Origin of the sequence: Aliarcobacter lanthieri, from assembly GCF_013201625.1 — a bacterium.
GTDB classification, from domain to species: domain Bacteria; phylum Campylobacterota; class Campylobacteria; order Campylobacterales; family Arcobacteraceae; genus Aliarcobacter; species Aliarcobacter lanthieri.
Genome location: NZ_CP053839.1, coordinates 1,607,090 through 1,628,883, shown reverse-complemented (window position 1 = coordinate 1,628,883; position 21,794 = coordinate 1,607,090). Strand labels below are relative to the sequence as shown.

Genomic DNA, 21,794 nt, shown 5'->3' with positions numbered 1-21,794 from the left:
AAGCAATACTATGATAGTCTTTCTCAAAAAAATTAGGTAAGAAAATGCTGAAATATTATGATGAACTTTTATATTTCTCTTTTAAGTTAGTCGGTGATAAAGAAAAAGCTAAAGATGTAATACAAGAAGCTTATATTAGATTTCTTGAAATAAAAGATAAATATGAGATAAACAATGAAAGAGCATATTTATATAAAATCACAAAAAATATAGTTGTGCAAGAAGCTTTAGAAAACAACAAATTACAAAGTACAATTTATGAAGAGAATTTACATTTTATTCCAGATTATGAACAACCTGAAGAAATCATAATTCAAGAAGATCAAGAAAAAATATTTATGCAAATCATAGAAGAATTGCCACAAAGAGCAAAAGAAGCATATATTTTATATACAATTGATGGTTACACTAGAAAAGAGATAGCTTCTATAATGGATACTACATCAAATTCAGTTGAAAAGCTTATAAAAAGGGCAACTTTAAAAATAGAAGAAGAATTACAAAAGAGAGGATTTTAAGTGAATACAGAAGTTAAAATCAAAGAAGAAGCTACATTCTGGGTAATGTGTGAAAAAGAGGGCTTCTGTGAAAATCAAAAACAAGAGTTTCAAAATTGGCTTTTGAAAGATGAAATTCACCAAAAAACTTTTAATAGAATAAAATTTATACATAATATATCAAAATCTATATCAGATGATAATTCAAAATATTTAAGTCAAAAAGTACACAAAAAAATAAGTAAAGATAAATTTTTGAAGAAGATAAAATCATTTACAACTTTAGCTGCTAGTTTAATAATATTGTGTTTCTTTTCACTTAAAATATATGATGAGAATTTTAAAGTAGAATTTTCAAAAACTCTTGTAACAGATACTAAAGGTATAAAATTAGAGCTCCCTGATGGTTCTAATATATTTTTAGATGCAAAAACAAACTTAGAGATAGAATTTTATAATGGAAAAAGATTTGTAAATCTAGTAAATGGAAGAGTTATGTTTGAAGTAGCAAAAGATGAAACTAGACCATTTATTATAAAAAGTGACGATATAAGTATAGAAGTAGTTGGAACAAAATTTGAAGTTATACATAAAGAAGATATAACAACAATTAATGTAGAAGATGGAAAAGTAAAAACTTACTATTCTAAATATCTTTTTGATAAACAAAATCAAGCTATTTTAACAAAAGCTCAAAGTTTGAGTTATAAAAATGATATAGGAGCAATAAGTCAAATAAAAGATATTGAAATAGAAAAAATAGCTCTTTGGATAAATAATAAAATATTTTTAGATAAAACAAAATTGAAAGATGCTATCGAAGAATTCTCAAAATATAATGATGTTTTAGTAAATTATTCATCAAAAGATATAGAGAATTATCTTATTACTGGGGAATTTTCATCAACTCAATTAGATATATTTTTAAAAACTATTACAAAAATATATCCATTGAAAGTAGATAAAAAAGATAAAGAGTTAAATATTTCAAAGAGAAACTAATCTTTTTGAATTATTTAATAATTTAAAAAATATATTAAAATGATATATTTTATATAAATTTTAAAATTTGTAAAATTTAATGTCCGTTTTTATAAATTTTTTTACTCTTACTAGATATAAAAACAATTATCATAGTTGTTTATGTAAAATAGGAGAAAGAATGAATAAACTTACAAGAACAATATTAAGTCCAGCAGTTGCTTTACTTATATATTCAAGTGCTTTGGCAGATGATATTTCATACTCACTAGAGAAGCAATCTTTAAAAGATGCTATTGAAAAAATATCAAAAAAAGTAAATAAACCATTTATTGCAAATAGTGAAATATTAGATGGTAAAACAGCAAATGCTATCAAAAATATAATAGGTACACAAAATGCTTTAGACGAAGTACTAAAAAATAGTGGATTAGAAGCTGTAATTGAAGATGGTGCAATTATTATAAAACCTATATCTTCAGTAAAAGTAATAAATGGAACATATATACTTGATGATGTTTCAGTAAAAGAATCTTCTTTGAATACAACTGAGGGGACAGGTTCTTATACAACAGGAAGGATGAGTAGTGCAACTAAATTAAATTTATCAATGAGAGATACACCCCAATCAGTTAGTGTTATGACAAGACAGCAAATAGAAGATTTTGGTTATACAACTCTTGATGATGCTATGAAAAATATGACTGGAATTGTATTAGAAAAAGGTTATAACGCAGGAGATTCTGCAAGTTTTAGGGCTAGAGGATTTGAAATATCAAATATTATGTTAGATGGTATACCTACTAGTACAGAAGCAAATGGAACTTATAACGCTAATAATGATTCTTTAGATATATATGATAGAGTTGAAGTAGTACGCGGAGCAACTGGGCTTACAACTGGTACTGGAACACCTTCTGCAACAGTAAATTTAGTTAGAAAAAAACCAACAAAAGAAACAAAAGGAAATGCAAATATAAGTTATGGTAGTTACAATAACTATAGAGGTGCTTTTGATATTGGTGGAGCATTAAATGAAAATAAAACATTGAGAGCTAGAACAGTTATAACAGCTCAAGATACAAATATGTTTTATGATACTGCAGAACATAAAAATTATCAATTTTATAGTGTTATAGAAGCTGATATAAATGATAATCTTCAAGCAACTTTAGGATTTCATTATAGAAAAGTTGATAATACTGGTGGTTATGCATATTTACCTACAAATGAAGATGGAAGCTTTTTAAATGTAAATAAGAAAACTAACCTATCTAATGACTTCGATTATTGGAAACAAACAGATAAAACAGTTTTTTCAGAATTAGAATATAATTTTAATAATGATTGGAAAATAAAATTAGCAGGAAATTGGAAAAGACCAGAACAAGATATGCTATTTTCTACTTTGAGTAGACATTCTGGTGATTTGTATCAAGGTACACAAAGATATAAGCTTGATAATAAACAAGATTCTTATGATTTATCATTAAATGGACCATATTCATTATTTGGAAGAAATCATGAGTTAATGTTTGGTGCTGATTATAGAAAGTTTGAAAATAGGAATTGGGGAGGTTGGTCTGATTATGAATGGACAAGTAACGGTCCTTTAGTTGATCCTTATCATTGGAATTCTTCAATTGTATCAAAACCAAATATTGATATGAATAAATGGAAATATGAATTTGATATTACTCAAAAAAGTACATATTTAGCAACTCGTTTAAATTTAACTGATTCTTTAAATTTTATTTTAGGAACAAGATTAAGTTGGTATGAAAATGAAAATGTAAGAACAAAAAGTACATATAAAGCAACAGCAGAAGTTGTTCCTTATGCAGGGATAGTTTACGATTTAGATGAAAATCATTCTATCTATACAAGTTGGACAGAAATTTTTCAGCCACAAAGTAGTAAAGATAAAAATGGTGAATTATTAAAACCAATTACTGGAACAAATTATGAAGCTGGTATAAAAGGTGAATATTTTGATGGGGCATTAAATGCAAATATATCAACATTCTTAATAAAACAAGAAAATAGAGCAGTAAATGATTTAGATGGACCAAATCCTTGTCCTGGAACTACTAGTGGTTTTTGTAAAAGAGCATCAGGAGAAGTTGAAAGTAAAGGATTTGAAACAGAAATTAGTGGAGCAATTACTGATAACTGGCAACTAATTGCAGGATATACTTACTTAAAAACAGAATATACAAAAGATTCTGATAAAAGTAATATAGGTAAAAATTTTGATTTTACTTTACCAAAACATCAATTTAAACTATCAACTACATATAGATTACCTTCTGATTTCAATAAATGGATAATTGGAGCAAATATTTATGCTCAAAATAATATAAAATCTAATGATTTTGATAAGATAAAGCAAGGTGGATATTATACTGTTGGAGTTAATACAAAGTATCAATATAGTAAAAATCTTGATTTTTTATTAAATGTATATAATTTATTTGATAGAGAATATTATCAATCTTTAGGATGGGATGCAGGTGGAAATGCAATAGGTTCTCCTAGAGCATTTTTATTTTCTATGAATATGAAGTTTTAATATAAAGAGAGTTTTCTCTCTTTATATTTAACTAAAATACTTTATTCTCTTATATATTTAAAAATCTTACCTTTATAAGGTTCATCTAAATAATCAGTATGTTCTGGTTCAAAAGATATACAAGAAAAACCATAATTTTTCATTTCTGTATTAAACTTTGATTGATGTCCTCTATTTGGATTTGCTAAGATTACTGTACATTTTTTATTTGAATGAGCATTTATAAAAGAAGATAGTAATTCAACATGATCTCTTTCATATAATAGATCACTTCCAATTATTAAATCAAATTTTCCAAGCTTTTCAGAATATATTTTATTCCAATCTACTCTTACAAAAGGTATTTCTTCATCATTATTTAGTTCAGTATTTATATCTAAAAAGTTTTCAGCTTCAGGGTGGTAATCTGTTGCAGTTATATCTGCATTTAATTTATTTAAAATGAGGCTAGAAAGTCCAATTCCACAACCAACTTCTAGTATTCTTTTATTCTTAAAATCATATTCTTGAATATAGTTTGCTAATACTTCAGCTGAAGGCCAAACTACTCCAAATAAAGGCCAAGTTGCACTAGATATTCCTAAATTCTCTGCTACATTATTAGTATCACTAAACTGTTGAGTATCTTTTAGTGTTCTAATATGAATATCTTCTTCCCCAAACTCAATTGTTTGATATTTAAATCTAATATTTTTCATAACGCTGGTAAAGTTCCAATATTTTTTCTAAATTTAACCATCTAGTAGGTGTTGTATTTTGTTCTGTCATCGCAATTCCTTAGATTGTTTTGGCGGAGTATAAAGTGAATTATTGTAGTGATAAATAAGATAAAACAATATATTGTAGACTTTTATATCGCCTTTAAATTCATTCTACCTAAAAAAAGATATTAAAGCAAACTTATTTAGATTTTAATCAAATGAGATATTGTTTTTTGAAATAAGAAGAATAAAATAAAGAGAGAAAACTCTCTTTATTTTTATGCTAATATTAAGATATCTATATTTTTAGATAGCTTTAACATTTTTCGCTTGAGGACCTTTATCATTTTTACCAATTTCAAAAGATACTTTTTGACCTTCATTTAATGAAGTTCTTCCATAACCTGAAGAGTTAATTTCACTATGATGAACAAAAAATTCATCAGTTGAATTTTCTAATTGGATAAATCCAAAACCTTTGTCAGTGTTGAACCATTTTACTGTTCCGATATTTTGATTTGCCATTGCAATTCCTTAATTAATTTAATTACTTCAATAGAGAAGTATTTTATAAAGTGTAATATTGAGTTCTTATTTTATTAGGTGTTAGTATTAATTTTTTGAGTATCAATAAAAGCAAACTAAAGATGTGATTAAACTCTACATCATCTTTAATCCGAGCATTCTATCTTAAAAAATATATAATAGCAAGGTATTTTGTAAATATATAGTATAAATATCAAAATTTAACTTTTAGGAATAATAAAAAACTATTCTAATTTTTAATAATTATTAAAATATATTATAAAACAATAAGAATATGTTACAAAACTATAAGAATATGTTACAAAACTATACATTAAAAAAGATATTTATAAAAAACTAAAATTATATGTCCTCTTTTGACTATCTTTTTCGTCTTATACTATGAGAGATAAATTTTTTATTTTTACTCTTTATATAGAAATATAACAATTATTAAAATGACTTTGATTTTAGGAAAGGAAAAAAAGAATAAATATGAGTATTGAACAATCATATAAGAAAGAAGATGAAAAACTCTTCAAACAAAGACTACAAAGAGTGCATACTACAACTGGAGTAAGTTTCTCTTTACTTATGTATATAGCAGTATTTTTTGGAATATTTGCTATTTTACTTCCATATATTCAAGTATGGGAAAAACCATCACGACACTTTAAAGTTGCTGATATAACAACAATAGATTATGGTGCTATGATAAATCCAGTTTTAGCAGATCCTTATTATCCAAAAGTAAATCCTATTACGATAACTTTTCCAGGATATATGGAAGATCCTGCATTAAAAATTAGTACTCAATTTGTAAAAACAAAAGTTTTTAATCCAAGTACTTCTTTGGAAGTGGAAAATGAAGGAGATTTATCTGAACTTGCTTGGTTTTTAAACTCTATGCACTATGGAAGACCTTTGAAAGATTTTGGATATTTTACATTTGGTTTTATGGCCGTTGGAGTTATGTTTTTAGTTATAGGTGGAGTTTATTTGATATTAAAAATAAAATATACAAATAATGGTAAAAATGCTACTGCAAAATTTTCAAAATGGCATAGAAAGATATTTATTTGGACTTTTGCCCCATTTATAATTATTACCTTAACTGGTGCTTTGATGAATATAGGATATAGTGGTTCAGCTCCAATGACATATATTGCTTCAAAAGGAGAAACTCATAAATATTGGGATTTAACTGGACCTATATTATATCCTCAACAACCACGTCTTGATTTAAAAAATGACAATGTAGAAATGCTTCCTATTAATGAATTACTAATAAAAGCAAAAGAGATAGCTCCTCAAGTTGACTTTCAAAGAGTAAGAATTATAAATTGGAATGATAGTAGTGCAATAGCAAAATTTGAAGGTTATAATCCATATATGCCATTTTTAAATGGTATTTCAAATAAACCTTTTGTGATACTAAGTGGAGTTGATGGTAGCTTAATTCATCAACAAAAAGTGTTAGATAAGCATTGGAGTGGATTATTTTATGATAGTGTATTTTTCTTGCATTTTCTATTTGGAGTAGATACATTTACAAGATTTTTTATAGCAACTTTGATGTTGTTTTCTACATTTGCATTAGGGTTTGGAGTATTACTATATTTAGAGAAAAAATCAAGAAAATTTGGGGATAATATTCCAATATATCAAGGATTTGGAAAGCTCTCACTTGCAGTTATGATAGGAGTTATTCCAGCAACTGGATTGTTGTTTGTTTTACAATGGTTATTACCTTTTGATATGGAAAATAGAGTATTGATTCAAAAAGGGTTGTTTGCAGTTGCTTGGGTAGCAACTTTAACTTGGAGTTTTTATAGACTTAATTCTTATAAAGCAGCTAAAGAGTTTTTATATCTTGGAGGGATATTATTTATACTTAGTCCAATAATACATTTTATAAATAGTGGATTTAGTCCAATTAGGCTTTGGAATGAAGAAGTTTATACAGTACTAAGTGTTGATATAGGATTGTTTATATTTGGATTGATACTTTTAGTAGTAGCTTATAAACTTCCAGTAAATAGAGAAAAAATTCAAGAATTTTGGACTTCAAGAGGTGTAAAATGAGAGAATATATAAATAGCCTTAAAATTCCTGAAAATAGTGGTAAAAAAATAGGATTGTTTAGAACTATTTGTTCTATTGTTGGTGGGCTTGTTGTTGCATATTTAGGTATGACTCTTTTAATATTTATTATTCCTGGTTCTGCTGGGGAGTCAATAATAGTTCCATTGTTATTTAATACTTTTGCTTGGGCTAGTGTTGCACTATGGATAAGCTTGTCTAAAACTAAATATGTAGCACTTCAAAGATGTGTTGTTCCAACTTTAATATTTGGAATAGCTTTAATAATACTTTATAATATTTGAGGATAAATAAAATGATAAAAAAGATATTTGTACTTTTAACTTTAACATTAAGCTTGTGTGCGCATGAATTGTTATTGTTTGTAGAAGATAATAAAGATAATACAATAACAGTTGCTGGAGAGTTTGATACAGGAGATGATGCAGCAGGAGCAATGGTGAGAATAGAATCTTTGGTTTCAGGAGATGTATTGTTTCAACAAAGATTGCCAAAAGAGAGTGAAATTACAATTGATATTCCAAAAGAGCCATACCAAGTTGTACTTGATGGAGGTGAAGGACATACTTTAGTAAAAGAGGGTATTGCTCCACTTGAAGGATATAGTGAAGAGTTAAAAACAAAGAGTAAACAAGTAACAGTTCCACAAAATGTATCTCATGAATGGGATAGTGTAACAATAATGTTCTTTACAATATGTATAATATTATTTGGATTAACTATATATTTTAGTAATAGAAATACAAATAGAATATTACAACAATTAAAAGAGAGTTAATCTCTCTTTTGTGTACCTTTAAGGGTGGATTTCAAGGTTTGTTTTATTTTCATATTTCTTAACATCAATTTAGATTAGGAGCTAAAGTTAAGAAATCTTCTTTCTTTTTCCTTGAAATTCATCCCTAAAGGTATATTTATTTAAAATTTGTTACAAATTTAAACATCAAACGATAAAATATAAAAAAATTTATAAAAATCAGTAAAATTTTGTCCTTTTTTTTATATTTTTTCGTCTTACTAAGTAGAGAACAATTCTTAGAATTATAGTAAAGGAAAATCAAAATAGAATGTCTAATAAATATTTAAAGAAAACAAAAAAGTATATTATCTTATCAATTAGTTTAGTTTTAATATCTTTTTTAATTTGGTATGGCTTTTTTCGTACAGTCGAAATAGTAAAAAGTGAAGAAGTAGTAAAAGGAGATATAAAAAATGTTGTATCTGCTCTAGGTGTTTTGCAACCTCATAATTATGTTGATATTGGAGCACAAGTTTCTGGACAAATTGAGAAAATACATGTAAAAGCTGGTGATATAGTAAAAAAAGGTGATTTATTAGTAGAAATTGATCCTAGCATACAAAGTGCAACAGTACAAACTGATAGAGCAAGTTTAGAAAACCTAAATGCACACCTAATAGAACAAAAGGCTGCTTTTGAATTAGCAAGTTTTCAAGCTACAAGACAAGAACAATTATTAAAAAGTAATGCTACAAAACTAGAAGATGTACAAATAGCACAAGCAAATTTAAAGATGGCACATGCAAAAATAAAAAGTTTAGAGGCACAAATTAAAGGTGCAAAATCAACTCTTCAAGGAAATGAAGCATTACTTGGATATACAAAAATATATGCTCCAATGGATGGAACAGTTGTATCATTGAGTGCAAAAGAGGGGCAAACTTTAAATGCAACTTATCAAACTCCAAAATTATTAAGAGTTGCAGATTTATCTAAAATGACTGTTTGGACTGAAGTTTCTGAAGCAGATATAGGAAAACTTAAAATAGGTATGGACATATATTTTACTACTTTAGGTTTAAAAGATGAAAAAGGAGAACTTCGTACTTGGAAAGGAAAATTACAACAAATACTTCCAGCTCCTGTTCAAAGTGGGCAAGATGATGAACAAAAAGAAGCAACAAGTACAAAAGTAGTACTTTATACAGCACTTTTTGATATAGAAAATAGTGATAATAGTTTAATGAGTCAAATGTCTGCTCAAGTATTTTTTGTAGAATCTTTTGCAAATGACGTATTATTAGTACCTCTTTATACATTAAAAGAACAAAGAGATGGAACTTATTTAGCAAAAGTTTTTGTAAATGACAAAATAGAAGAAAGAGTTGTAAAAATAGGTATAAAAGATAGAATTTATGGTGAAGTATTAGATGGAATAAAAGAAAATGAGCAAATTGTAACAAAAATAGAAAATCAAAAAGCTTCTTCGAGATTGCAATGGTAGAAACTCCACTAATTGAACTAAAAAATATTTGTAAATCTTATGGTGGAGAAAATGGAACACCTATTCATAAAGTATTACATGGGATAGATTTATCTATTTATACTGGAGAATTTGTAGCAATAGTAGGAACTTCTGGTTCTGGAAAGTCTACTTTGATGAATATTTTGGGATGTTTAGATAAAGCAAGTAGTGGAGAGTATTTATTTGCTGGGAAAAATATATCAAATTTTAAAGCTGATGAGTTAGCATATCTTAGAAGGGAAGCTTTTGGATTTGTATTCCAAGGATATCATCTAATACCAACTTTAGATACAAATCACAATATTCAAGTTCCAGCAATTTACAAAGGAACAGATTTTGAAGATAGAGAAAGAAAAACAAATGAGCTTTTACAACGTTTAGGTTTAGAACAAAGAAAAAGCCACTATCCAAATCAGCTTTCTGGAGGGCAGCAACAAAGAGTATCTATTGCAAGAGCTTTGGTAAATGGAGGATATATAATATTAGCTGATGAACCAACAGGAGCATTGGATAGTAAAAGTGGTATTGAAGTTATGGAACTTTTAAAAGAGCTAGCAAGTGCTGGACATACTATTATATTAATTACTCATGATTCTCAAGTTGCTTCTCAAGCTCAAAGAATAGTTCGTATAAGTGATGGGCTTATTATTGAAGATAGTAAAAATAGCTCTTATGAGATTATAAATTCTAAAAATACTTTTGAAAAAAGAGATTTTATAGAACATATGAAAGAGGGAGTTAAAAAAGATAGTTCACTATTAGCAGAAATTAATGAATCTATTATTAGTGCATGGAAAACACTTTGGGTAAATCGTTTTAGAACTTTACTTACATTGCTTGGAATTATTATTGGAGTTTGTGCTGTTATTGTACTTATGGGAGTTGGAAAGGCTACTAGTCAAAAAGCTTTAAAGCAGATGGAAACTTTTGGTGATGTTAATCGTATATCTATTTGGCCAGATATTGATAAAGTTACAGGAGTAGAAAGAACTCTTACTTTAAGTGATGTTGAAGCAATAGATAAAGTAGATAATGTAGAGTTTACAACACCTGCAAGAGGTACTTCAGTATCTATAAAATTTGGTAATGTAAATGTAGGTGCTTTTGCTTTAATGACAAATGAAAATGGGTTAAAAATATTTAATTGGGAGATTGTAAACGGTGAATTCTTTACAAAAGAAGATGAAAAGAATTTAGCAAAAGTAGCTGTTTTAGGGAAAGTTGTAAGAGAAAAACTTTTTGGTGAGGAATCTTATATAGGTGAATATATCCTTGTAAATAATATTCCTTTTAGAGTTATTGGTGAATTGGGAGAAATGGCAGCTTATAGTGGAGATAAAGAAGATGATGATATGATAGTTTTACCTTTTACTCTTGGAACTAGACAACTAGATAATAAAATTGAACCTCGATCTATTCAGATATATATTAAAGATTATAATCTTGCAAATGAAACAGTAGAAGATATGACAAGAACACTAAAAAATATTAGAGGTGCTGATGATTTTCGTATAAATAATAATCCATCAAAAATTCAAGCGCAAAAAGAGGCAAATAAAGAACAAAATCTTTTAATAACTTTAATTGGAAGTATATCTTTAATAGTTGGTGGAATAGGTATTATGAATATTATGCTTATGTCTGTAAAAGAGAGAACAAAGGAGATAGGTATTCGTATGGCAACAGGTGCAAGACAAAGTGATATAAAAAGACAATTTTTAACTGAAGCAGTTTTAGTATCTTTAATTGGTGGAGTTGCTGGAGTTATTGTAGCAATAATAATAGGCGCAGCTTTGATATCTTTTGATATTGAGTTGATTTTTTCAGTAAAAGCTATTTTAATAGCATTTTTAAGTGCAGTTATTACTGGGCTTATTTTTGGATATATTCCTGCAAGTAAAGCTTCTAAATTAGATCCAGTTGTAGCATTAAATGGAGAGTAAAATGAGTAAATATTTTTATATGATAACTTTATCTTTACTAGTTGTTGGATGTAGCTCTAAGAATAATTTAGAAGATATACAAACAATATCTTTACCAAATGAGTGGAATATAAGTTTTGAAGATAGTCAAAAAGAGATTAGCCAAACTTGGTGGCAGAGTTTTGGAAGTATAGAATTGGACTCTTTGATATTACAAGCAAAAAATGATAGCCTAGATTTACAAGTTGCTATAAATAGAATAAAACAAGCAAGAGCAAAAGCAAAAATAGCTGGAGCAGATTTATATCCACAAATTGGTGGAAGTTTAGATGCTTCAAGAAAAGGTAGTTTAAATCATAATGGAAATACAAATAATTTTGGTTCAAATTTAGAAATAAGTTATGAAATCGATTTTTGGGGTAAGAATAGAGCTTTCTATGAAAGTGCTAGTGAAAATCTAAAAGCTACTATATTTCAAAAAGATGAAGTAGAATTAAGTATGATATCAAATGTTACTATGGTTTATTTAAATATTGTTGCATTAAATGATAAGATTAATATTGCAAAGTTAAATCTTAAAACAGCAAAAGAGTTATTTGAACTAATACAATCTAAGTATGATTTAGGAGCTTCTACTAAACTTGAACTTACTCAACAAGAGATTTTATTTTTACAACAACAACAATTTTTAGTTGAGTTAGAAAAAGAGCTAGATGAGTCAAATAAAGTACTATCTACACTTTTAGCAAAAACTAGTAATTTAGAAGTAAATAAAATAACATTAGATGATATACAAATACCAAATATATCATCAGGTCTTCCATCTCAATTATTACTAAGAAGACCAGATATTGCACAGGCTGAAGCTTTAATGAAAAGTGCAAATGCAAATATTGATGTTGCAAGAGCTGAAATGTTCCCTAGCTTAAATTTAGTTGGAGGTTTAGGTACAAATGCAGAAAAATTTTCAAATATTTTTGATAAACCAATATATACTTTATTATCATCATTAAAAATTCCTATTTTTTATGGTGGAAAGCTTAGTGCAAATTATGATTTATCTAAAGCAGAATATGAAGAAATGCTTATAAATTATAGAAAAGCTATTATTAATGCATTTTGGGAAGTTGATATTGCTTTAAGAAATATAGAAAATATTGATAGACAAATACAATTACAAAATAAAGAATTAGAACAGTCAGAACTAGCACTTAATCTTTCTCTTGCACAATATAAAGTAGGTGCTACAACTATGATGGAGTTACTTGATACTCAAAGAAATCTATATAGTGCAAAAGATATCTCAGTTCAACTGAAATTAAAAAGATTAATTTTAAGTGTTGAACTATATAAAGCTTTAGGTGGTGGATGGAAAGTTTAAAAAATTTATTACTCTAAAGGAAGTATATAATCTGCAATCTTTAAAACTTGTGATTTAAAGTGAGAAATCATTACAATAGTTGTATCTTTTTTAATTTTAAGTAATAACTCTTCTATTTTTAGAGCCAACTCTTCATTTAATGAAGCTGTTGGTTCATCAAGAAGTAAAACTTTTGGTTTTAAAACTAAGGCTCTTGCTAATATCAGCCTTTGCTGTTGTCCACCTGAAAGTAGATTTGCATTTTCATCTAATCTATCTTTTACTTCATCATATATATGAACTTGTTTTAAAGCTTCAATTATAATAGGTTTTGCTATATCTTTTTTTACTCCTTGAAGTTTCAGAGGAAAATAAATATTTTCAAAAATAGAAAAAGGTAAAATATCAGGGTGTTGGCTTACATAAACTATTTTCTTTCGCAAAACTGGAAGTTCTTTTGAAGCTAAAGAGCATATATTTATCTCTTTTTCATCTTCAAAGAAAGTTATTTTCCCATCAAAACTTGCATTTTCACATTCTTTTATCATTTGATTTAAAACAAGAAGTAGTGAACTTTTTCCAATTCCACTAGGTCCACTAATAGCAGTTATTGAATTTTCCAAAATATCTAAATTCAAGTTTTTTAAAATTTGTTTTTTATCATAAAATAGATTTAGATTTTCTATTATTAGTATAGGTTTATTCAAATTTTCCACTCCTTTTTAGGGCTAATTTTTGTATAACAAAAGCAAAAATAAACAAACTTAAAGATACAAAAAGAAGTATCATAGCTGCTACATAACCTTTGTTTAACTCATAAATATCTTGATATTGTGATGAGATATAAAATATAAAAAATGGTATTGCTTCATATTTTTGAAAAACTGAACTAGGTATTGCTGCCATAGCAACAGCACCAGTCATCATAATAACAGCTGTATCTTCAACAGCTCTTCCAATAGCCAAAACTATACTACTAAATAGTTGTTTACTAATATATGGAAGTTGCAATAAAAAAAGGTTTTGATACTTTGTAGCTCCTAAATTTAAAGCTGAATTTTTGATTTTATATGGGATTGAATATAAAGCTTGTTCCGTCATCTTTACAATATATGGAATTATTAAAATAGCAAGACAAATAGAAGATATTAAGAGGCAAGTATATAAATCTTCAAAAAATATCTTATGTAAATATATTGTAACAGATAAACCAAAAAGTCCTATTACAATAGATGGTACAAAAGCTAGTAGCTCATAAGAAAAACTAAAAACTTCTTTAATTTTTTTTGAAGCAAATATTGCAATAAAAACTCCACTTAAAAACCCTAAAGGCAAAGCAAATATTATTGCTAAAAGTGAAACAAAAAGTGAACCTATGATTGCATTGAAAATTCCATCAAAAACTCTTTGTTTTAATAAAACTGCATCTAAAATGGGAACATTATCAAAAATAATTTCTAAAGAGAAAATATTTAATCCTTTGTAAAAAACAAATATAAAAAATATTGATAAAATTACTAAAGAGATCAAGCTTATTAAAAAGAAAAGTAAAATTATGATCTTTCTATTCATTTTTCTTCTCTATTGATTATTTTTAGGCTAATTACAGTCAAAAAAGAGAATATTAAAAGTAGTAAGCCACATAAAAATATAGCTTTAAAAGCTATTGATTCATAATCATTTGCATTTATAAGTGCAATATGAGAAGTTAAAGTTCTAGCACTATCTAAAATAGAACTTGGAGTTTTTAAAGTATTGCCAGCTATCATCAAAGCTATCATAGTATCACCAACTGCTCTTGCAAAGCCTAAAATAATTGCACTTAAAATACCTTTTTTGGATTGTTTTAAAACTAACTCAAAAAAAATATCTTCTTTTGTTGCTCCTAAAGATTTTGCAGCAAAGATTGCTTTTTTTGAAGTTGAAATAAATGTATTGTATAAAATAATAGTCATAGTTGGAAGTACGACAAAACTAAGTACAAAAGAAGCAGTTAAGATACTAAAACCATTACCATCTAAAATATCATTTAGCCAAGGAACAAGTAAAAATATAGCTATGAAAGCATATAAAACTGTTGGAACTCCTGATAAAAATAGCATAAATTTATTTAAAAAACTAGAGATATTTTTTGGTAGAAAAAATGCCATAAGTGAAGCAAAAGAGAAACTCATAATTGTGGCGAATAGTGTAGCTAAAACACTTATATAAACTGTTCCTAAAATCATTGGCATTAAACCAAAAAGATTTTTCTGCTCTTCCCATCTAAAAGTAAAAAACTCTAGAAAATGCCCAGAGTTTATTAGTGGAAGAGAAAAATATAGTAAAAAAACTACTATAAATATGATTAAAGAGCTTGTTATAAAAACTGATATAACAAGCCCAAAATTAAATAAAAAGTGCATAAACTATTTTTGATAAGGAATTAATCCGAGTTTATTTGTGATTTTTGCACCACTATCGCTTTTCATATAGTTTATAAATGCTTTAGCCAAAGGTTTTGGTTCACCCTTTGTAACCATGTATAATCCTCTTGAAATATGGTAATCTCCACTTAAGATAGTTTCAATACTTGGACATTTATCATCAATACAAATGGCTTTCACACTATCATCAACTGTACCAAAAGAGATAAATCCAATACCATTTTTATCAGATAATACTGCTGTTTTCATAGCTGCATTTGAAGCTACAACTTTTGCATCTTGAGAAATTTCAGCTTTTTTTATACCTTCACTTGTAAATACTTCCATTGTTCCACTTGAAGAATCTCTTACATAAAGGTTTATTTTCCCACCATTTAGTCCTAATTCTTCAAATGATTTTACTTTTCCAGTAAAGATATCGATTAATTGTTGTGTTGTTAGGTTTTTTGTATTTAAGTCATTGTTTACAATAACAGCTATTCCGTCCATTGCAAAGATAAAACTTTGTAGATTTCCTCTTTCAATTTCATCTTTTTTAGGTGCTCGTCCAGCATTTGCAATATCAACTAAACCTTCAGTTACTTGTTTTATTCCAACACCAGTTCCTCCACCAGCAATTGTCATTGTAATTTGTGGATAAGTTTGCATAATATTTTTCATGGCTTCTTTTTCTGAAGCAATATGTGCAGTTCCTCCAGCAATATTTAATGTACCTTTTAAATTTTCAAATGGTTTTAAATCATCATTCGCATTTGAAAAACAAACAAAAAATACAAAGATTGATAAAATCAATTTTTTCATTTCAATTCCTTTTTAATATTAGAAATTGGATAAGAAGACAAAGAAGAGATTTGGAAAAGATCTTTGTTGCTTAAACCTTAAGCCTATATATCCAAAATGGACAAGAGTATATCAAAACTATGATAAAATAATTTAATATTATAAAAAGGTAATCTGATGCAAAAAGTTGTTGGTGTTTTTGTTTTTCATGATATAGAAGTTTTAGATTTTTGTGGACCATTTGAAGTTTTAAGTGTAACTAGACTTGATGAAATGAAGAGGGCAGAAACTCTTTCTCCTTTTGATGTAAAGCTTATCTCTATTAAAAAAGAAGTGATTTTTACAAAAGGGAATATGAAAATAATACCAGATTTTGATTTTGAAGATTGCCCAAAACTTGATATTTTGATAGTTCCAGGTGGAATGGGAACAAGAAAACTTATGTATGATGAAAAAGTTTTAGATTTTGTAAAGCAAAAATCAAAAGAGGTAGAGCTTTTAAGTTCTGTTTGTACAGGTTCTCTTATTTTAGCAAATGCAAAACTTCTTGAAGGAGTACAAGCTACAACTCATTGGAAAAGTTTACAAAGAATGGAAGAAGAGTTTAAAAATGTGAAAGTTTGTAGAGATAAACACTTTATTGAAGATAAAAATATTATTTCTAGTGCTGGAATCTCTGCGGGTATTGATATGGCACTTTATATTGTAAAAAAATATTTTGGAGAAAAAGTCTCACGAGCAACTGCAAAACATATGGAATATCCATATCTAGAAGAGAATAAAAGAAGAATAGAATTTTAAAATATTTCAATTTGTAATATTTCTTAGTAAAATTAATGTTTTTTAGTATAATAGAATAAATTTTAAAAGGATAGATTATGTTTGCAGTTATTTTCGAAGTTGAAATTGAAGAAGTATGCAAAGATGAGTATTTAAAAATTGCTTCAATACTAAAAGAGAAATTAATAAATCAAAAAGGTTTTATAAGTGTTGAAAGATTTCAATCTTTAGTAAATGAAAAAAAACTTTTATCTTTATCATATTGGGAAGATGAAGAATCAATTTTAACTTGGAAACAAAATATTGACCATATTTGGGCACAAAGAAAAGGAAGAGATAGTATTTTTAAAGATTATAAGATAAATATTGCAGAAGTTAAAAGATCTTATACTTTGGAAACTAGTAGTTTTGATAAGTATTAATTTATGGCTACATTATTAAAAGATTTATATTCAAAAGAGTTTATTGAAAAGTTAGCAGATAAACTTTTTTATACTTATTCTAACTTTAAAAAAAAAGAATTTATATCTATTATTTTTAACTCTTCTTGGAATAATTTAGAATTAAAACAAAGAATGCGACATATTTCACAAAGTTTAAATAAATTTTTACCTTTTTGTTATAAAGAACAATTAGAAATTTTAAAAGAAGTAAAAAAAGATTTTTTTGGACTAGAAGCTATGATATTTCAAGATTTTGTTGAGGTTTTTGGACTTGATGATTTTCTTCATTCTATGAAAGCTTTAGAATTTTTTACTATAAAATCAAGTAGTGAGTTTGCAATACGGCAATTTATCATTAAATATGAAGATAAAACTATTGAACAGATGAAGATTTGGGCAAAATCTAAAAATGAAGATATAAGAAGATTATCAAGTGAAGGATGTCGTCCAAGACTTCCTTGGGCTATTGCTCTAGCAAAATTTAAAAAAAATCCTAAAGAAGTATTTGAAATAATTGAGCTTTTAAAAAATGATAAATCAAAATATGTTCAAAAAAGTGTAGCAAATAATTTGAATGATATCTCAAAAGACAATCCAAAATTAGTAATAGATTTTATAAAAAATAACCTTGGAATTTCAAAAGGTTTAGATTGGATTTGTAAACATGGAAGTAGAACTTTACTTAAAAATGGTAATCACGAGATTTTAAAACTTTTTGGTTTTGAAAAAGTAAATAATATAAAAGTTATAAACTTCTATTGCGATAAAAGTGTAAAAATAGGGCAAGATTTAAATTTTTCATTTGAACTTATTTCAAAAGAAGAACTAGGAAATATTAGAGTAGAATATATAATAAATTATTTAAAATTAAATAATAGATATAGTGAAAAAATATTTATGATATCTCAAAATAGATTTTCTCATAATTCAAAAAAATTTATAAAAAAGCAAAGTTTTAAAGATATGACTATACGAAAACACATACAAGGAATGCATAGCTTAAGTATAGTCATAAATGGAGAGAACGTTATCGAAAAATCTTTTTTAGTAAATTAACTATTTACAACTAGCAGGAACTTCAAAATTTATATCAATTTCATTCCAAGATTTTCCATGGTGAAAACTTTTTGCAATAGCACTAAGTTGTTTCCAAGCTTTATCAACACCAAAAGCTAAAACATCTAATTTCCCAGTAGCTTTTATAGTGTCTCCATCTACTTTATATGAAAAAGGTAGAACTTTTGATACACCATTCATAGTAAATTCTACATCCATAGAAGAAGCTTCTACTTTTACAATTTTAACATCAACTTTTCCTGGATTTTTTTCAAATAGTTTAAAGAAGCTATTTCTAATATTATTATCTCTAACTGTTGCCATTGCTGCTGGCCATTGAGCTTTAAGATTACTCATATCTGCACTTGTATCTATAGATAAAGCATCAATATTTAATGTTGCATTTAATAATTTCTCACTTGGAAAATTACTAGTTGCTGTTTTAAATGTATTTTTTGTAACTACATAAGCTTTATCTTCTGCACCATAAAAAGTAAAATCATATTTTAGTTTATCTCCACAAACACCAGCATACAATGAACTTGTCATTAACATAAGACCTAAAGTTGAAACAACTGTTTTTTTCATTTTCTATATCCTTATTTAAAATATTTAAAATTTTAGCAAACTAAAAATAACAATAACATTAATCAATATTGTAATTTTTATAGATTTATTAAATTTTGTATATAATTTCATAAAAGTTAGAAAGGAATATTTTGACACCAGCTATAAATTTATTAAAAAAGTATAAATGTGATTTTAAAATACATAAATACGATCATGATCCAGCATGTACAAATTTTGGAGATGAAGCAGTCCAAAAATTGGGATTAGATGCAAAACAAGTTTATAAAACATTACTTGTGGAATTAAGTCCAAAAGAGTTAGTTGTTTGTGTATTGCCTGTTTCAAATCAACTTAGTTTAAAAGAAGTTGCTACTATTTTTGATTCTAAAAAAGCTCAAATGGCTTTAAAAGATGAAGCTCAAAAGGTAACTGGATATTTACTTGGTGGAATTTCTCCATTAGGACAAAAAAAACTTTTAAGAACAGTTTTAGATGAAACAGTAAGAAATTTTGAAACAATTTTTATAAGTGGAGGGAAGAGAGGATTGGATATTGAAGTGAAACCAAAGGATTTAGAAGAGCTTTTAAAAGCAAAAGTGGGTAAAATAATTGCATAACAAAAAAAGGAGCTTATTATGAGTAAAAATAAAGGTGAACCAACTTTAGAAAAAATCGATGATTACAATGGAAATGAATCAAAACAAAAGAGAAATACTGTAAGATTGATTGTTATATTACTTTTAGTAATTGGTGTTGTTTTAACATATATGAAACAACCAGCTCAGGAAGAAGCTATACAAATTCAGGATAAAACACAAATCCCAGCAAAATAAAAAGCTATTTTAGCTTTTTATTTTTAGATTTTATTTATCTTGAATTTTTTCTCTATTATATCTTTGGCTACTATTAAAGTAACTCCTACTAAAATTAAAATTATTCCAATAGCTAGATATATTGTCAATTTCTCATTAAATACTAAAACACCTATTAAAACAGCTGTTAATGGTTCTAGTGCTCCTAAAATTGAAGCTGGAGTTGAACCTATCATATTTACAGCTTTGATTAGAAGAATCAACGATATAATAGTAGGAACAATAGCTAAAAAAATAGAATAAAACCACATATTAAAAGTTGTTAATTCTTGAATCGAATATTTTACATCAAATAGCGAATATATAAAAATAGTTAATGCACAAAAAAACATTGAATAAAATGTAAGTTTCATAGCAGGGATTTTTAAACCTTTATTTACAACTACTATATAAGTTGCATAACATAAAGATGAAATAGCTACTAATGCAATACCTACAAAATCTAAACTTTCTCCTCCTGTTTCACATAATAAAATTACACCTGCAAATGCTATAAATATTGATAAAACAGTTATGATTGATATTTTTTCTTTAAAAATTACAGTCATAATAACAGCTACAAAAATAGGATAAGTAAATAATATAGTTGAAGCAAGTCCAGCATCCATATATAAAAAACTTCCAAATAAACATAAAGCTGAAATACCAAAAAGTGAACCAATTATTGCTAAAAGAGATAATTCTTTTTTTGTAACATAAAAAGATTTTTTTTGTATTTTCATAAAAATACCTAATATAATAACTGCAAATAAAAATCTATAAAAAACAACAGAACTTACATTTAAACCTTCTTGATATAAATATAAAGCCCCTAAAGGATTTGTTCCATAAGCAATAGCTGAAACAACAGCAAAAATAATACCTTGAACTTGAATACTCATTTTAAACTTTCATAATTTTTTTGCGATTGTACTCCAAGTTACCTTATTTTGGCTTTTAAGAGAAGTTTTTATATACTTTTTAATATTCTAAAAGGAGTTATTATGAAAAGGATTTTTTTTATAACATTTTTCTTAGGGCTATTTTCAGTTCTAAATGCTTTTGATACAAAAATTTTTGCAGGAGTTACAGCTGGAAAAGTAGATGGTGATACTTATACACAATTTACAGTTGGGCAAAGTTCAACTACAAGAGTTGCTCAATCTTTTATTTTTGGTTTTGCAAATAGTTTAAGTTATGGAAAAGTTAGAAGTGGTACTAGTGCTACAACTGTTGATTTAGATTTAAAAGCTGGATATGATATCTTACATAATTTAACTATTTATGGTATAGGAAGTGGAGCTGTACAATATTACGATGATAGTACATATACTGGTCTTGGATATGGTGGTTCTTTAGAATATAGATTCACTCCAACTCTTGCACTTGAAGGTACATATAAAACTATGAGAATGAGTAAATCTAGTCATAGTTACGATTATAATACTGCAAATTTATCTTTAAAAGTAGGTTTTTAATATTTTAAGAAAATGAAATTTCATTTTCTTAAATCTTTTAATCTTGAGGTGTATTTATCATCCAAATAGAAAAAATATCTAAATAGTTCCAAAAAGATTGTTTTAATTCATCTTCTAATTCAAGATTTTCTAAAACTGTTTTATAACTATCTAGCCAAACTAGTCTTGCTTTAGGAGTAATTTTAAACGGTTGATGTCTTGCAACCATCATTGGATTACCTCTATTTTGATTAAAGTAGTCTGGTCCTCCACAGATTTGTATAAAAAAGTCAGCAGAGTGTTGTTTTGCTTTTTCAAACTCTTGATCATCTTGAGGAAACATATCTTGTATATCACTTTTTCTCAAAATATCATAGTGTGATGAAACTAATTTTCTCAGATTTTCTTCTCCTAAAACTTCTAAAAATTTTGAACTTGGTTTTGAAACTGGAGGTCTTACTCCAAAGGGTGCATTTGTTATATTGTAATTCATTTTATTAGCCTTT

At 26.8% G+C, this 21,794-nt stretch carries 24 protein-coding genes; 15 read left to right on the top strand and 9 right to left on the bottom strand.

Annotated features, from left to right (window positions below):
- The first annotated feature begins 44 nt into the window (after nt 1-44).
- The 3 genes from ALANTH_RS08210 to ALANTH_RS08200 all read left to right on the top strand — a co-directional run bounded on the left by ALANTH_RS08210 (nt 45) and on the right by ALANTH_RS08200 (nt 4,050).
- Nucleotides 45-518 (top strand): RNA polymerase sigma factor, encoded by a 474-nt coding sequence (locus ALANTH_RS08210; RefSeq protein WP_026804740.1) that lies wholly within the window; start codon nt 45-47, stop codon nt 516-518.
- Nucleotides 519-1,499, top strand: coding sequence for a FecR family protein (locus ALANTH_RS08205; RefSeq protein WP_026804739.1), 981 nt, complete (start codon nt 519-521; stop codon nt 1,497-1,499).
- A gap of 160 nt (nt 1,500-1,659) precedes the next feature.
- Nucleotides 1,660-4,050 carry a TonB-dependent siderophore receptor gene (locus tag ALANTH_RS08200; protein ID WP_026808099.1) on the top strand — a complete coding sequence of 797 codons (2,391 nt, stop codon included), beginning with the start codon at nt 1,660-1,662 and terminating at the stop codon, nt 4,048-4,050.
- Nucleotides 4,051-4,091: 41 nt separating this feature from the next.
- Here the strand turns inward: ALANTH_RS08200 and ALANTH_RS08195 are convergent, their stop codons facing one another.
- Both ALANTH_RS08195 and ALANTH_RS08190 read right to left on the bottom strand, forming a co-directional pair.
- On the bottom strand, nt 4,092-4,748 hold the full coding sequence (locus tag ALANTH_RS08195; protein WP_026808098.1) for a class I SAM-dependent methyltransferase: 657 nt from the start codon (nt 4,746-4,748) through the stop codon (nt 4,092-4,094).
- Between the two features lie 309 nt (nt 4,749-5,057).
- Nucleotides 5,058-5,276 carry a cold-shock protein gene (locus ALANTH_RS08190; protein WP_026808097.1) on the bottom strand — a complete coding sequence of 73 codons (219 nt, stop codon included), beginning with the start codon at nt 5,274-5,276 and terminating at the stop codon, nt 5,058-5,060.
- Nucleotides 5,277-5,771: 495 nt separating this feature from the next.
- Between ALANTH_RS08190 and ALANTH_RS08185 the strand changes: the two genes are divergently transcribed.
- The 6 genes from ALANTH_RS08185 (at nt 5,772) to ALANTH_RS08160 (ending at nt 12,946) form a co-directional block, all read left to right on the top strand.
- Nucleotides 5,772-7,361 (top strand): PepSY-associated TM helix domain-containing protein, encoded by a 1,590-nt coding sequence (locus ALANTH_RS08185; protein WP_029888376.1) that lies wholly within the window; start codon nt 5,772-5,774, stop codon nt 7,359-7,361.
- Nucleotides 7,358-7,663, top strand: a complete 306-nt coding sequence (locus ALANTH_RS08180; RefSeq protein ID WP_026808094.1) for a hypothetical protein — start codon at nt 7,358-7,360, stop codon at nt 7,661-7,663. Before ALANTH_RS08185 ends, ALANTH_RS08180 begins: the two co-directional genes overlap by 4 nt.
- Nucleotides 7,664-7,674: 11 nt before the next feature.
- Nucleotides 7,675-8,157 (top strand): hypothetical protein, encoded by a 483-nt coding sequence (locus ALANTH_RS08175; protein WP_029888375.1) that lies wholly within the window; start codon nt 7,675-7,677, stop codon nt 8,155-8,157.
- Between the two features lie 289 nt (nt 8,158-8,446).
- Nucleotides 8,447-9,622 carry an efflux RND transporter periplasmic adaptor subunit gene (locus ALANTH_RS08170; protein WP_026808093.1) on the top strand — a complete coding sequence of 392 codons (1,176 nt, stop codon included), beginning with the start codon at nt 8,447-8,449 and terminating at the stop codon, nt 9,620-9,622.
- Entirely contained in the window at nt 9,616-11,586 is a 1,971-nt protein-coding gene (locus ALANTH_RS08165; protein ID WP_029888374.1) for a MacB family efflux pump subunit, read from the top strand. Before ALANTH_RS08170 ends, ALANTH_RS08165 begins: the two co-directional genes overlap by 7 nt.
- 1 nt (nt 11,587) lies before the next feature.
- Complete coding sequence (locus ALANTH_RS08160; protein WP_026808091.1) at nt 11,588-12,946, top strand: efflux transporter outer membrane subunit; 1,359 nt, start codon at nt 11,588-11,590, stop codon at nt 12,944-12,946.
- A gap of 8 nt (nt 12,947-12,954) precedes the next feature.
- Here the strand turns inward: ALANTH_RS08160 and ALANTH_RS08155 are convergent, their stop codons facing one another.
- From ALANTH_RS08155 to ALANTH_RS08140, 4 genes are read right to left on the bottom strand one after another with little or no spacing between them, the layout of a single operon-like run.
- Nucleotides 12,955-13,632, bottom strand: a complete 678-nt coding sequence (locus ALANTH_RS08155) for a phosphate ABC transporter ATP-binding protein (RefSeq protein WP_051583684.1) — start codon at nt 13,630-13,632, stop codon at nt 12,955-12,957.
- The gene (locus tag ALANTH_RS08150; RefSeq protein WP_026808089.1) at nt 13,625-14,497 is read right to left on the bottom strand and encodes a PstA family ABC transporter permease; all 873 of its coding nucleotides are present in this window, start codon (nt 14,495-14,497) and stop codon (nt 13,625-13,627) included. The genes ALANTH_RS08155 and ALANTH_RS08150 overlap by 8 nt, the downstream gene beginning before the upstream one ends.
- The gene (locus tag ALANTH_RS08145; protein WP_051488756.1) at nt 14,494-15,330 is read right to left on the bottom strand and encodes a PstC family ABC transporter permease; all 837 of its coding nucleotides are present in this window, start codon (nt 15,328-15,330) and stop codon (nt 14,494-14,496) included. The genes ALANTH_RS08150 and ALANTH_RS08145 overlap by 4 nt, the downstream gene beginning before the upstream one ends.
- A gap of 3 nt (nt 15,331-15,333) precedes the next feature.
- The gene (locus ALANTH_RS08140) at nt 15,334-16,152 is read right to left on the bottom strand and encodes a phosphate ABC transporter substrate-binding protein (RefSeq protein WP_026804728.1); all 819 of its coding nucleotides are present in this window, start codon (nt 16,150-16,152) and stop codon (nt 15,334-15,336) included.
- 156 nt (nt 16,153-16,308) lie between these two features.
- Between ALANTH_RS08140 and ALANTH_RS08135 the strand changes: the two genes are divergently transcribed.
- From ALANTH_RS08135 to ALANTH_RS08125, 3 genes are all read left to right on the top strand, one after another.
- Nucleotides 16,309-16,932 (top strand): DJ-1/PfpI family protein, encoded by a 624-nt coding sequence (locus ALANTH_RS08135; protein WP_026808088.1) that lies wholly within the window; start codon nt 16,309-16,311, stop codon nt 16,930-16,932.
- 77 nt (nt 16,933-17,009) lie between these two features.
- Nucleotides 17,010-17,333: an antibiotic biosynthesis monooxygenase family protein gene (locus tag ALANTH_RS08130; protein WP_026808087.1), complete on the top strand. Its 324-nt coding sequence runs from the start codon at nt 17,010-17,012 to the stop codon at nt 17,331-17,333.
- A 3-nt stretch (nt 17,334-17,336) separates the two neighbouring features.
- Nucleotides 17,337-18,410 (top strand): DNA alkylation repair protein, encoded by a 1,074-nt coding sequence (locus ALANTH_RS08125; RefSeq protein WP_026808086.1) that lies wholly within the window; start codon nt 17,337-17,339, stop codon nt 18,408-18,410.
- Here the strand turns inward: ALANTH_RS08125 and ALANTH_RS08120 are convergent, their stop codons facing one another.
- A complete protein-coding gene (locus tag ALANTH_RS08120; RefSeq protein ID WP_026804724.1) occupies nt 18,411-18,998 on the bottom strand; it encodes a YceI family protein in 588 nt (195 codons plus the stop codon).
- Between the two features lie 131 nt (nt 18,999-19,129).
- Here ALANTH_RS08120 and ybaK point away from each other — a divergent pair, with 131 nt between their 5' ends.
- Together ybaK and ALANTH_RS08110 are read left to right on the top strand one after the other, a co-directional pair.
- Nucleotides 19,130-19,597 carry a Cys-tRNA(Pro) deacylase gene (ybaK, locus tag ALANTH_RS08115; protein WP_026804723.1) on the top strand — a complete coding sequence of 156 codons (468 nt, stop codon included), beginning with the start codon at nt 19,130-19,132 and terminating at the stop codon, nt 19,595-19,597.
- A gap of 18 nt (nt 19,598-19,615) precedes the next feature.
- Nucleotides 19,616-19,813, top strand: coding sequence for a hypothetical protein (locus ALANTH_RS08110; protein WP_026804722.1), 198 nt, complete (start codon nt 19,616-19,618; stop codon nt 19,811-19,813).
- 23 nt (nt 19,814-19,836) lie between these two features.
- Here ALANTH_RS08110 and ALANTH_RS08105 read toward each other — a convergent pair whose 3' ends face one another.
- On the bottom strand, nt 19,837-20,733 hold the full coding sequence (locus tag ALANTH_RS08105; protein WP_026804721.1) for an EamA family transporter: 897 nt from the start codon (nt 20,731-20,733) through the stop codon (nt 19,837-19,839).
- 102 nt (nt 20,734-20,835) lie between these two features.
- Between ALANTH_RS08105 and ALANTH_RS08100 the strand changes: the two genes are divergently transcribed.
- Complete coding sequence (locus ALANTH_RS08100; protein WP_029888372.1) at nt 20,836-21,309, top strand: hypothetical protein; 474 nt, start codon at nt 20,836-20,838, stop codon at nt 21,307-21,309.
- A 37-nt stretch (nt 21,310-21,346) separates the two neighbouring features.
- On the opposite strand, the gene ALANTH_RS08095 is transcribed toward ALANTH_RS08100, so the two are convergent.
- Nucleotides 21,347-21,781 (bottom strand): globin domain-containing protein, encoded by a 435-nt coding sequence (locus ALANTH_RS08095; protein ID WP_026808084.1) that lies wholly within the window; start codon nt 21,779-21,781, stop codon nt 21,347-21,349.
- Nucleotides 21,782-21,794: the final 13 nt, after the last annotated feature.